Raw genomic sequence first — 12,264 nt, 5'->3', positions numbered from 1 at the left:
GCTACCTTAGCTTTAAAATCATTTGAATGATTTCTTCTTGGTCTACGTGCCATAAAATACTCCATATATTGATGTTTATAACATCATTTGAGGAGCAGAATATCACTTATAGGAGTTGTTCAAATTTCCGGATCCATCTCTTAGTCTAATTAGACAAATTGCACTAGATCAGGTTTGAACTATTAGAAATAAAAGAGCACCCAGAGCATTTCACTTTAATAACTCACAGTTACTTTCGCGTATTAACGACTGGGCTTTTATCTTTCTCAATTCTTCGTCATATATAAAATCAAGTTTTGAATCTTTGAAAATTTTATCAAATGCTGCTTGGGCTACAGTGGCAAAAACCTGACCTGCAATAAAATCAGCATTTGGCCCGCTAGTCATCAGGTAGATTGATGGAACATGCTCATATGCTAACTTTTCATTAATACGATTTGTTCTCAAGTATGAGATAAAATCAATACTAGATTTATAGCCAAGCCCAAACATTTCTTGAGCTTCTTTTTCTTTGTTTAGGTAATTATAGAATGCATAACAATTGTATGATGCTATGCTCAGTTTTGCTTTATTGATAGCTTCGGCATCATTGGTTGAAGCAAAAACACTACTCCCAACAAAGAGCATAATTAATATTAATTTTTTCATAAAAATCCCCCATCGAAACGAGGATTTTATAGCACATATATTAATATGCCGCCTAGACTTCGGGTTTTGACAGGTTTAAAGCGTTTGGGCATTCGCACTTGAGCATCTTTGAATATTAGGTTTAATTAGGTTCCGCATCATGACGGCGCAGAATTGCGCTCGTTAAACTGTGGCTTCCCTTGGTGATGATGAACTACGAAAGTTTCCTAGTCCTCAACATTTCCAAAATAGATGTGGAATTGTAATGTACCCAATATTGGTATCATTCCGAAAACGGTAATATTCCCAATTTTGGGATTTTGAATGTACCCGTTTTTGGGATTTTGAATGTACCCGTTTTTGGGATGCAGAACCTATCAATGAATCTACCATTGAACCGATCATCTCTTTTGGAGAGCTGTTCAAGTTTTTAGGTGTATTTTCAAGAATACTTATAATTAAAGGTTGGAACCAATCTAGCTTATGTGTCAATTTTGCACTGGCTTGAGCTGTACGAGATTTAAATTATAAAAATGACCAAAGGTACATGAAAAGATTTAAGGTGCTAATACGAAAAATTAGAGCGTTTTAGGAATGCTTTTAAAAAGTATCATTTGACCTGCTTGGATACGCCGTACTGGTAAAGATGATTGACGGGTGGCGCTGATAACCAGGTGGAATTTAAAACTAGAAATATAGTGTTTTGCTCCCTGCCTCGCGCGCGCGCGCGTTTTGTCGAAATACACCCATTTTTTGATGACTTAGATTGCCTCTTAATAAATTGAAAAATTATGGGAGGTGCTATGGATATTTATATTGAGCTTAATAATTTCGAAGTATCTAAAAGATTAATTTTTTTAAAAACAGAAATCTGGTACGGCGCACCAAATTATTTGGAGATGATTAGGGAGTTGAAAGAGCATCATGAAATGACGAATGAAAAAATTGCTTTTTTGCTTCCAGTTTCAGGTCCATCAACGGTAAATGATTGGGAGTTTGGCAGCACGCCAAATTATGAAGCAGGCGAAGCATTTATTGATTTGTGGAAAGCTTTTACTGAAAAAACAGATCAGGACATCCCTCGAATTAATCACTGGAGAATATGATTGATGACTAAGCAGCCAGCGTATAGACCTTTAGATTGTGATGATATGGAGCGATCGATTCAGCTCTGCAATGGAATTGAATATTTAATTGATGAATTCCAAAGAGCAATTAATGGTAAAGAGCCCAACCAGTTATATGAATCTAGCTATCAAATGCAATTGCTGAAGATTGCTGATAATTTGGAGGAGTTGATTTATCGGCTAACATATTTGGCGAATAAAAATAATAAGGCATTTTACTTTACTCATTTATACGCAATTCTTAAAAGTTTAAGCTGCACACCAAATACATTAATTATTACGGCGTACTATTTAGATCCCAAGCATGAATTCAAGCGATTACTTAACCGGAATACGTTTGACTTTGAAGTAAAACAAATTGTTAAAAAGATTCAGTTTATAAAACCTGTGCTTCAATCACTTTCTGTTGGACGTAAGTCTGGTGTCAGAAATATTTCTCACCATTTTTAATAAAATTTGGCCATACGAAAAAGGAGCAATTTGTGCTCCTTTTTTTACATCTAAATACACCCATTTTTTGAGGACTAACGCCGTTTTAATTTACAGGTATGAAATAGCATTGGATACAGTGCTTGATTACTTAGGAATTAAAAATGAAAGAACAATGTAAGCAGGCCGTAGCTAAGGCTTTAGGAAAAGCATCACTAAATGCTCAAGAGGTTCAGAATATTGAAGCCCGAATCAATCAGGCTATGGTGAATCTAGCGCGTAAAGACATTGACCACTGGAGAGGCTTAACCGATCTGGAAAAGCTGTCTGCTGCCAGTAAGCAAGTAGCAGAAGATATTCGGGCTGATTTTGAACGTAAGAAGCGGATAGCCGTACAAGACATTCTTATCCAAAATAAAAACCTAGCCATCCTTCAAGATCCGGCACTAAAGATAACTGCATCAGAGCGGATAGACCGGATGGTTGCAGCGTATGGCGACATGTCAGGCATTCAGTCTGCAGACTCTAAGACCAGAGTGATAGCAGACCTTTACCGAGGGCAATTGGTAGACACCTATCTAAATATCAAAGGTGGCCTAGGGATATTCACTGACAAGTCCCTGGTACAGAATATTATTAAAGAATTGCATATGGAAAGCACTGGAGATGCTACGGCGCTTAAAGCAGCTCAAGGCATTAGCAAGACCTTTGATGACATCTTGGAGCGTTTCAATCGTGCAGGTGGCGACATTAAAAAACGCCGTGATTATGCATTACCACAACATCACAGCCCACAAAAGGTAGCTGAGGCAGGTCAAGAACAGTGGACCAATGACATCATTGGCTTAATCAAACGTGAGGACTTCGTAGATGCTCAAGGTAATCTAATGTCTGATGATGAATTGAGAGATGTATTAGGGAATATCTACACGTCTATTGTGACTGACGGCGCTAATAAAATTGAAGTAGGGAAAGGTTATGTCGGTGGCGGTGCAAAAGTCACTAGCAAGCATCAGGAAGGGCGTGTACTTAACTTCAAGAATGCAGATGCATGGATGGACTATCAATCCCAATATGGTGGCATGCAGTTTGTAGACATCCTGGAAAGTCACATTACAAGCATGTCGAAAGATATTGCCTTAGTGGAAACCTTCGGAAGTAACCCACGCCCAGCCATGCAGATCCTTATGCAGAGTGCTAGGCATATCGACACTGTACAGAATGGTATTAAGCCGGACAAAGTAAACAAGTCCCTTGTACGTGCTGAGACTATGTTTGATGAGTTAACCGGGCAGAATCCACCAGAGAGTAAGGTGCTTGCCAATGCTGGACTAACATATCGCTCCATGAATGTGGCATCCATGCTTGGCGGTACTGTGATTTCGTCTATCACTGACCATGCCATGATCTTAAAGACGGCGCACGTACACGGCCTGTCTTATCGAAAATTCTTCGGAGAAATGATGCATCTGCTCAATCCAAAGAATGTCGAAGATCGGGAGCTGGCGCACAGCCTTGGGCTGGCAACGGAAGAAATGCTCGGATCATTGAATCGCTGGTCAGACGATGGCCTAACCTCCGTGCATGGACGTGCTGAGAAAATAGCTAAGGCTTCCAGTTCATTGGCTACTCAAGTCCTCCGCATATCTGGATTAAACGCCGTCACAGCAGCCTCAAAGATGGCCTATTCAAAAATGATGCTGGATAAGTATGGGCGCATGACACGTACTAGGGAGTGGACGGATCTGCATCCTACAGATCGTGAGCTGCTTCAAGGTGTCGGAATTAATGAAAAGGTTTGGCAGGTGATGAGATTGGCCGACCCTATCACTGATAGCAGAGGGAATCAGCTCATGCATGCTCAGGCTATATATCGCATTCCAGACGAAAAGCTCACTCAGTTTGGAGATCCAAAGCGCGTTAAGGATGAAGTCGCCACGGCGTTACATACTCATACCCTTGATGAACAAGGCATGGCAATTATTGAAGCTGGACTACGTGAGCGAACTAAATTCCAGGTAGGCCGATCCGGTACAGAGATGGGTGAAATCTGGCGCTGTGTAACACAGTTTAAATCGTTCCCTCTGGCATTCCTTATGCGACATGGTAGCCGTGCAATGTCTAAAAATGGATGGGCCAGTAAGGCTTGGTATGCTGGCTCATTACTTGGTATGACTACTGTACTTGGTGGGCTAGTTGTCCAGCTCAAGGAACTGGCACTAGGTAACGATCCTGCTACTATGTTTGACGATGATGGTGACCTGAAAACAGAAGCTAAATTTTTAACTCGTTCTATTGTCGCTGGTGGCGGCCTGCCTATCGTTGGTGACATTCTTGTGGCAGGTATGGACCCGAGTGGGCGTGATACTACTGACTTCCTGGTGGGGCCCGTAGGTAGCGATGCAAAAGCTATCCTGTCTCTAACCTTTGGTAACCTGAATCAATGGTATGAGGGCAAGGAGACTAATGCAGGGAATGAAGCCTATAGACTGCTTAAAAGTAAAATCCCTGCTCAAAACCTGTGGTATACAAAGGCTGCTACTAACAAACTCATCTTTGACGGTATACAAGACACTATTGCACCAGGCTACCGTGAGAAGCTGATTAGAAAGGCTGAGCGTGAACAGGATCGTACACAGTGGTGGGGAGAATGGGATGAGATAGAAGCCCCGGATTTTGGTAAAGCCATCGGGCAATAAAAAAAGGAGCTTCGGCTCCTTTCTATTTTTCTATAGATAGGATATGTATTGTTCATTTGAAATATCAAAATAAAGAGAATTGAGATGCTTTATATTCTGGCTCTAATTATAGTAATAGCCATTAGTGGTTTAGGATTCATGCTATACCAAAATAAAATGAATCAGGTCAGAGTTTTTGATAGTAGAGAGGAGTTAACAGCCTTCCTCCGTAAAAAATATACTTCAGAGGTTAAGAGTAATCAGCCTATCCATGGTTTCGTATTAGATGAAGCATCCCTGCAGATAACCTTACAAGATCCAGCTATGGCAAGCTTGGGACGATCCGCCATTGATGTGCAAGTAAATCTTGTGACTAAAGATGGGTATCAGGAAGTAAGTGCACCATGCGGAAATGTGCAAGCCCAATTCAAGAAAGGAGATTTCGTGGTCGTACTTCCGATCCATAATGAACGTCATGGATTTTGGCATTATGTGACTATTGCTAAGTTACAGCCTATTTATGATGGTAAGAAGAAGAGCTGGATAATTTCTGAGAATTACCTGCAATCATAGGATTAAAAAATAGAATGATTTTAGATAGAGCATTTCAGCTTGAACTTATGACAAAAATGGCTGAGGTGTACCCAGCTGCATATGACTTTTGGACTGATCTTGATTATCGAGATAAAGAAAATCAGCATAAGCTTTATTCGAATCTCTACTACTTACAATCTCATGGATTATTAGAACCAAAGAGTATTCACTACACTAATAGCCTGGACGGTATAGGAAGCTGGACCTTGGGAAATACCAGGCTAAATCACAAAGGTATGGATTTCTTGGCTGATGACGGTGGACTATCTGCAATCCTAGGTACCGTGACTATCAAGTTTGAAACTGAGCAATTAAAGGCTATTCTGGCTGCAAAAATCATGAGTTCTGATCTTAGTCCTGAACGCAAAACTACAATGATTGATGCAATCAAAGAGCTACCAGCAGAAGGTCTAAAGCATCTAACAACAAAAATTGTAGATGTTGGTTGGGATAACTTAGATTCACTTATGGCTTTAATACAAGGTAGCCTTCCATTATGAAAAAAATATTAACCTTCTCCTTGGCTGCTCTTATAAGCTCAGTGGCTTTGGCTACCCCAATCACTCTGCAGCATTCCAAGACCAGCTATGTGAACTCAGGGATCTGTTCCGCCGTGGTGGATGTGACAATCCATGACTTTTTAGGCGAGAGTGATAAGTTATATTTGGATCTGGTGGCAAAGGACAAAGCAGGTAGAGTGCAGGGGACTTCTGAGAATGTAATAACCTACGGCGATATACAAAACCTATCAGGCAAAGCCACAACTAATGTCTTTATCGAATCAGAGACTATGTGCGGAGCGGGTCGCACTTGGACAGTTCAGGTTAAGCGCGCCGTCCTGGTCGTAGATGGTAAAAGAGAAGATCTACTGAAGGCCAAGAAAGTTCATATTGAAGACTTTCAGCCCATGAAGGTTGTTTTTGAATAATTAAGTTATATTTACAATTAAATTTGTGAGCACAACACAGCATTAAATATTATTTTGTGTAGACTAGAGGGGTAAAGTTGTGACAGCTGAAATAGTAATCATTAACCAGCATGGCGTGGCAATGGCTGCAGATAGTGCAGTAACCATTGGCTCACAAAAAATAATTAACAGTGCTATTAAGTTATTTTCATTATCTCGTACTGAACCAGTAGGTATTATGATTTATGGGAATGCGAACTTATTGAATGTTCCTTGGGAAACTCTGATTAAGTTATATAGAAAAAAGAATATTTCAAACTTAAATCATTTAAATGATTATGGTGTGAATTTTATAGAGTTCTTGAATTCTCAATTACACTTATTTAGTGATGAACAGCAAAATCACTGGGCGGAATGGAGGATTGGCGATATATATAACTACATTGTCGAGCAGATAAAAACTGAATTGACTGATTTGCAAAACAAAGGCGTGGCAATTGATGAGTCTGTAATAAACAGACATGCAGAATCTATAATTTTAGAATATAAAAATGTCCTTGAGACAAATAAGCAAATCTATGAAGGAGTGATAGATGAAAACCTTTTGGAGAGGATCAAGGTTATAGCAAACCCATTAATAGATACAACCTTCCCATTTACGACATCAAAAATAGAAATTAGGGAATTTTTAATAAAAATAGGACAACTCGCCGTTTTAAATTGTGCTCCCTTAAATTCTTCAGGGATTGTAATAGCAGGTTTTGGTGATAATGATATTTTTCCATCAGTGTTAACCTATGAGATTTACGGAGTTTTTAATGGACAACTTTTGCATAGAGTGAGAGAAGATAAAACTATTATTAATGAAAACTCTAAATACATGCGATCAGACATTATTCCTTATGCTCAGGAAGATGTAGTAAGATCTTTCTTGGATGGAATGCACCCTGACTTACATAATTATGCAATAAATTTTACGGAAAACACGATTAAAGAAACATTATCATCCCCAGTATTTGAATTTAAAAACAATATTGATATCAATCTTTTATCAAAAGCATGTGCAGAATCACTAAGACAAGAATTAGAACGTTATATGGCTAGTAATCTACTATCACCTATGGTAGAAATGATTAAAGCTTTACCAAAAGATGAGCTTGCAAGTATGGCTGAAGCATTAGTTAACATGACTGCTTTTAGGAGGAAAATGGCCTTCGGTAGTCAAGAGACTGTTGGTGGTCCTGTTGATGTTGCAGTTATTTCTAAAGGAGATGGTCTGGTTTGGGTTAAACGAAAACACTATTTCCCTAAAGAGCTTAATACTCATTTTTTTGAAAATTACTTTAAGTAGAGAGGAGCTAAATGATGAAAACAATAAATGAAACATTAAAAAATTTTAGTAAAAACTTACAGCAGAGCTGTATGAATCTTGAGGATTATAAACATTTGAAAGATTCTAGGAATTTAGCTAATGCCCAAGCTCAAATATATTCACAGCAAATTATCCAAAAGTTTAGTCAAGCTCAAACCAAAAAAACTTGAATTAAAGCTTAAATAAGAAGGGCTCATCTATACGGTGGGCTTTTCTTTTTCTGATGGAAAAACCAAGCATTCAATATTACAAAGCCCTATTTGGAGACTTATATATTTGTACTTAGAGCAATTCTAATTGTCCAATTTTATATTGATATGTTCCCCATTCACCTTCACGAGGTTCACGGCTAACACCCGTTTCAGTCCGCCATAGTTGAATTAATGCCTCTCCATTTTCGTAATTAGGTTTGCCGCCACGTGCCCATTCAGACACGGTACTGGCGTTTGCAACTGGCAAAACGAACGCAATCTTTTCGTGTGTCCAGCCACATTTGTTTAAGTCCAGAATCATTCGATTGAAGTCTGGACGTTTGTAACCGCGCTGTTTAACAATAAATTCTTTAACTTTCTTTTTAGTTCTTAGATTGATGAATCGGTCAGCTGCGGCCTTCTGCGCTATAGTTCGATCAATGCTGTGAGCCATTTATTTATGCTCCTTGAATTTCATTAAGTGCTTCAGGATCCAAATTGGTAAATTGGCAATACTTCAGTTGAGCATGCATATATGCGGTACCTGCTTCGCCGTGACGGTTTTTTCCAACAATAGCCTCAGCAATACCTCGGTACCGAGTTTCTTTGTTATAGACTTCATCTCGATACAGGAAAATAATTTGGTCTGCATCTTGTTCTATCGCGCCTGATTCACGTAGATCTGACATCATTGGGCGCTTGTTTGGACGTTTTTCTAACTCACGATTGAGCTGAGATAAAAGAACAATGACGCAATCAAACTCTTTAGCCATGGCTTTAAGTTCACCAGTGAAATAGGCAATTTTTAAATCCTCTCGGGCGAATTGTTTTGTTGTCTTCATGATCTGTAGGTAGTCGACAAGAACAATACCTATGGACCCGTATTGGTGTTGTATTTTGCGAATGGATTCACGGATATTGGCAATAGAAGGTCGAGAAGTGTCATTGATATGCATTGGTATGCTTTTAAGCATAACAACGGCGTTTGTATATGCGGTGAATTCATTTTTAGGTAGCAGATGAGGAGAGTTGCGCACTACTCCAATATCTGCAGGTGCAATCGCGCAACAGAGACGCATGGCGATCTGCTCTTTAGGCATTTCGCCAGACATGATGAGGGCAGGCTTTTTCTGTATGACTGCTACATTGTTTGCGATGAGCTGGAGCATCGTAGTTTTACCCATCGCGGGCCGTGCAGCCACCACCATTAGGCAACCAGGTTCAACGTCACCAAGCTTTTTATCAAGGTCATAGATACCTGTTTGAATCCCTTTAATTAATGTTTTCCCTGCGATAGCCGCATCAATTTTTCGATGCATTTCTTGAAAAGTATTTGCTGCAGCATCATGAATATGGAATAACGACTCACTACCTGATTCAGTATTCAAATCAGCAAAGGCAGCTTGAGCATTTTGTACCAACTCACCGCGAGTGACATTTAAATGACGGGCTTGCTGAATGATTTTTAAGGCTTCCGATTCAACTTGGCGACATGCTGTTAGGTCTTTCAATTTTTCGGCGTATGGCACTAAGTTATAGAAGCTAGAGGGAGCATCGCTCATTAGCTGCATGAGATATTGCTCACCACCTGAAGCTAAGCTGTGGTTATTCATTTCCAGCCATTGGTTAACTAGAACAACATCGTACGGCGAGTTTTTTGAGTCTAGACTTACTATCGCTTGAAAAATCAGTTTGTGACGTACGGCATAAAAATCATCTACTGATAGTAAATTTTCAACCTGTGCATAAGATCCAGTCACAGTCATTAGTGCAGCAAGTACTCCTTGCTCAATTTGTAGATTATGGATCGGAGCCGAGTTGGTATTCATTACATGCTCCCAAGTAAACTTTTAGGCTTACTATCAGACAAATTAATAATTGGTTGATCAGTTGAAACAGTATTAGGTTGAAATTGATGCACATAGTTTGGGTTTGCTTTTTTGTAACGCTCAAACTTATCTATGATCCACGCTGTGAACTTATGAAGCTTTTTACTGTTTGATAGGACCTGACTATCAAAGTGAGAGTTGAATGCACTCAGCTCAAATTCAAAACTTGGCAGACCAAAGATCGAGTCAAGACTATTTCCATATCCTGCCATTTTTAACTTCGTTGCCAGCTGATCTGTATCAGGAATCCAATCGTGCTCTTGAGAGAGATTCATGGATGGATTCTCTGATAGGTTCTGTACCCCATTTTTGGGATCATTCAACATCCCGTTTTTGGGCATATTCAAAGCACCGTTTTCGGGAATATTACCGTTATTTGAATCATTCCGTTTTTTGGATCGTTTAATATTCCCGTTTTTGGGGTTGTTTGAATTATCATGATTTTGTGCAAACTCCTCGCGACCCTTCACGCCGTTGAGCTTAAGAACGCGAACACGTCTGGTAGGTCCCGTACGTTCACCTGTATCTTCAACTAGGCCCAAGTTGATTAACTCTAAAATAACTTTTTGAACTGTTTTTTTGTCCAGCACGGTATCTTTGGCCAGGCGATCTATGCTTGGCCAAGCCGTATGTTCTTCACCAGCTCGATCTGCTAACGAAAGCAGAACGAGACGTTGTGATGAATTGTTCACTGGAACAGTCCAAGCCCAGCGTGTTGCATCAATGCTCACTAGGCCCTCCTTGCTGCTTATAATTTTTCAACACAGTATTCCAGAGACGCTCTGGAGTAATACGCACTGATTCAATATATGCAGCTGATTGGGGCATTGCTGTCTGATCGACAACAGGCTCTGGCTGAATTTTGATTTTTTCTGAGGAGATAGAAGGCTTATCCATTTTTAGTAGCCTCCCATTCCGCTTCATGCTTTTCGCGTTCAACATCGAAAGTGTTGCTATGACTCCCTGCCCAATACGCAGCAATATGAATTAAGTGCTCAAGAGTCCCAAAGACGGCGCCATGAGTACCTTGCTTGATAGTTTCTTTGACTACTTCGACTTCATCTTTAATTTGATAAAACATGGTCTCAAGCCATGATGTATTTTCATGAGCAAGAGAGTAAGCATCGAACAGATCCCCAGCACCGTACTGATCATCAGGCTTATGCGTATGTCTGTTAAGTTCACGCATGCAAGTGTCTGCTTGACTGTTAGCAAGCTGCTGGGAAATTGTTATTAGATTTTCTAGTTCAGCAAAAGCAGAGGAGTCGGCTTTATCATTTTCTTGTACAAATGCTTTAACGAAAGCCGTTGCTTTGTTGATCTGGTTAGCCAAAGTTCGAAGTTGTGTGGCAGCTTCAGATGCAAGTGAATAGGCACTGATAATATCAGCGACACTGTAAAAAGGAATTGATTGTTCTGGAAATTGAATTTGTACTTTAGCGTTCATGATGAATGCGCTCCTTGTGTTTGTTTAGGAGCTTTACCAGTCACGACCAAGTGAGGGTGGTAAAGCTGAAAAGGGTTGGTCGACAGGTACACAAGAGACCTGCACATCCGAAGATGTCCCTCTCCAGCTTCACCATAGAGATGCAGAAGCATAGAGATTTTACGCATAAAAAAAGCCCGTAGCGGACTGTATGCGCTTGTGTATTCATAGCCGACCAAAGCTAATTCGATGATTTTGCACCGAACAGGATCAATATAGCCGATCATTTTTAATTTGAGAAGCCTTAAACAGAAAATATTTTGAAAATTCATGGCCGCTCCCCAAACCTTTTAGCTAGGATCTGCATACCTTTTGGCAATATGAAGAATTCGGTCTGTGTATAGCTGTATGATTGACCAGATGGTTTTACACCTTCTTTGAGTGAATATTTAGTTTCACAGTAACCACGGCTTTCACTGTAGTAAGTAGATGCTCTAGCACCGTTTAGATAGCGATCCCAGTTATGTTTCCGAAGCCATTCGGCCAGTTCTTGCTGCTTCACATTCAAAATTTTGCAGGCTTGCTGGAACTTCACACCGTGTTCAGTATGAGTAATGTTTTCGATTGCCTTGGTCAGCACTTGGTTTTCAGCACTTAATTGGAGATTCTGTTTAGCTTGGACTTCAATCGCCTGCAGGAGATGCTGAGGATTGCTGATATCGAATGCTGGAGTCTGCTGCTCAAGCTCATACCAGCGTTTTACAATTGCTGCAGTGAACTCTGGACAAAGTTGAGCAACAACCGTGATTGAGTCGAGCTTTCCTTGTTCACCTGAAAACACATATTCAGTACTTGTACGGCCATTTGTAGGCTTTTCCACCGTTGGTGGTAAAGCAATAACACGGCGTTCAGCTAAACGTTCGATAGTTCTTTTGACAGAATCTAAGCGGATGTTAGTTAGGCTAGCGATATCTGAACTCAGCATTTGTTGCGATGGAAAAAGTACATTAATAGAAGCATTCAT

At 40.0% G+C, this 12,264-nt stretch carries 15 protein-coding genes and 1 pseudogene; 8 read left to right on the top strand and 8 right to left on the bottom strand.

Annotation, left to right across the window (positions count from 1 at the left end; all coding sequences use genetic code 11):
• Positions 1 to 210: 210 nt before the first annotated feature.
• A complete protein-coding gene (locus tag FTV52_RS12525) occupies positions 211 to 648 on the bottom strand; it encodes a hypothetical protein (protein WP_179990930.1) in 438 nt (145 codons plus the stop codon).
• A 782-nt stretch (positions 649 to 1,430) separates the two neighbouring features.
• On the opposite strand from FTV52_RS12525, the gene FTV52_RS12520 reads away from it, so the two are divergent.
• From FTV52_RS12520 to FTV52_RS12485, 8 genes are all read left to right on the top strand, one after another.
• Positions 1,431 to 1,733: a hypothetical protein gene (locus FTV52_RS12520; RefSeq protein WP_179990929.1), complete on the top strand. Its 303-nt coding sequence runs from the start codon at positions 1,431 to 1,433 to the stop codon at positions 1,731 to 1,733.
• A gap of 3 nt (positions 1,734 to 1,736) precedes the next feature.
• Positions 1,737 to 2,204: a hypothetical protein gene (locus FTV52_RS12515; RefSeq protein WP_179990928.1), complete on the top strand. Its 468-nt coding sequence runs from the start codon at positions 1,737 to 1,739 to the stop codon at positions 2,202 to 2,204.
• Positions 2,205 to 2,347: 143 nt separating this feature from the next.
• Positions 2,348 to 4,882 (top strand): hypothetical protein, encoded by a 2,535-nt coding sequence (locus FTV52_RS12510; RefSeq protein WP_179990927.1) that lies wholly within the window; start codon positions 2,348 to 2,350, stop codon positions 4,880 to 4,882.
• Positions 4,883 to 4,966: 84 nt separating this feature from the next.
• The gene (locus tag FTV52_RS12505) at positions 4,967 to 5,434 is read left to right on the top strand and encodes a hypothetical protein (protein ID WP_179990926.1); all 468 of its coding nucleotides are present in this window, start codon (positions 4,967 to 4,969) and stop codon (positions 5,432 to 5,434) included.
• Between the two features lie 14 nt (positions 5,435 to 5,448).
• Positions 5,449 to 5,955 carry a hypothetical protein gene (locus FTV52_RS12500; protein ID WP_179990925.1) on the top strand — a complete coding sequence of 169 codons (507 nt, stop codon included), beginning with the start codon at positions 5,449 to 5,451 and terminating at the stop codon, positions 5,953 to 5,955.
• The gene (locus tag FTV52_RS12495; protein WP_179990924.1) at positions 5,952 to 6,383 is read left to right on the top strand and encodes a hypothetical protein; all 432 of its coding nucleotides are present in this window, start codon (positions 5,952 to 5,954) and stop codon (positions 6,381 to 6,383) included. Before FTV52_RS12500 ends, FTV52_RS12495 begins: the two co-directional genes overlap by 4 nt.
• A 79-nt stretch (positions 6,384 to 6,462) precedes the next feature.
• Entirely contained in the window at positions 6,463 to 7,713 is a 1,251-nt protein-coding gene (locus tag FTV52_RS12490) for a hypothetical protein (protein ID WP_179990923.1), read from the top strand.
• 11 nt (positions 7,714 to 7,724) lie between these two features.
• Positions 7,725 to 7,904 carry a hypothetical protein gene (locus tag FTV52_RS12485; RefSeq protein WP_179990922.1) on the top strand — a complete coding sequence of 60 codons (180 nt, stop codon included), beginning with the start codon at positions 7,725 to 7,727 and terminating at the stop codon, positions 7,902 to 7,904.
• A gap of 112 nt (positions 7,905 to 8,016) precedes the next feature.
• Here FTV52_RS12485 and FTV52_RS12480 read toward each other — a convergent pair whose 3' ends face one another.
• The 7 genes and pseudogenes from FTV52_RS12480 to FTV52_RS12450 all read right to left on the bottom strand — a co-directional run bounded on the left by FTV52_RS12480 (position 8,017) and on the right by FTV52_RS12450 (position 12,264).
• Positions 8,017 to 8,379 carry a hypothetical protein gene (locus tag FTV52_RS12480; protein WP_179990921.1) on the bottom strand — a complete coding sequence of 121 codons (363 nt, stop codon included), beginning with the start codon at positions 8,377 to 8,379 and terminating at the stop codon, positions 8,017 to 8,019.
• A gap of 4 nt (positions 8,380 to 8,383) precedes the next feature.
• Positions 8,384 to 9,754: a replicative DNA helicase gene (dnaB, locus tag FTV52_RS12475; protein ID WP_179990920.1), complete on the bottom strand. Its 1,371-nt coding sequence runs from the start codon at positions 9,752 to 9,754 to the stop codon at positions 8,384 to 8,386.
• Positions 9,754 to 10,545 carry a helix-turn-helix domain-containing protein gene (locus FTV52_RS12470; RefSeq protein WP_179990919.1) on the bottom strand — a complete coding sequence of 264 codons (792 nt, stop codon included), beginning with the start codon at positions 10,543 to 10,545 and terminating at the stop codon, positions 9,754 to 9,756. Before FTV52_RS12470 ends, dnaB begins: the two co-directional genes overlap by 1 nt.
• The gene (locus FTV52_RS12465) at positions 10,535 to 10,711 is read right to left on the bottom strand and encodes a hypothetical protein (RefSeq protein ID WP_179990918.1); all 177 of its coding nucleotides are present in this window, start codon (positions 10,709 to 10,711) and stop codon (positions 10,535 to 10,537) included. Before FTV52_RS12465 ends, FTV52_RS12470 begins: the two co-directional genes overlap by 11 nt.
• Positions 10,704 to 11,261, bottom strand: a complete 558-nt coding sequence (locus tag FTV52_RS12460; protein WP_179990917.1) for a hypothetical protein — start codon at positions 11,259 to 11,261, stop codon at positions 10,704 to 10,706. Before FTV52_RS12460 ends, FTV52_RS12465 begins: the two co-directional genes overlap by 8 nt.
• Positions 11,258 to 11,572: pseudogene (locus tag FTV52_RS12455) on the bottom strand (hypothetical protein). Before FTV52_RS12455 ends, FTV52_RS12460 begins: the two are co-directional and overlap by 4 nt.
• Positions 11,569 to 12,264, bottom strand: coding sequence for a phage antirepressor KilAC domain-containing protein (locus FTV52_RS12450; protein WP_179990915.1), 696 nt, complete (start codon positions 12,262 to 12,264; stop codon positions 11,569 to 11,571). Before FTV52_RS12450 ends, FTV52_RS12455 begins: the two are co-directional and overlap by 4 nt.

Source organism: Acinetobacter sp. YH1901141, from assembly GCF_013416935.1.
GTDB lineage: Bacteria > Pseudomonadota > Gammaproteobacteria > Pseudomonadales > Moraxellaceae > Acinetobacter > Acinetobacter towneri.
The sequence above is the reverse complement of the archived record's forward strand: the minus strand, read 5'-3'. Positions and strand labels throughout refer to the sequence as shown.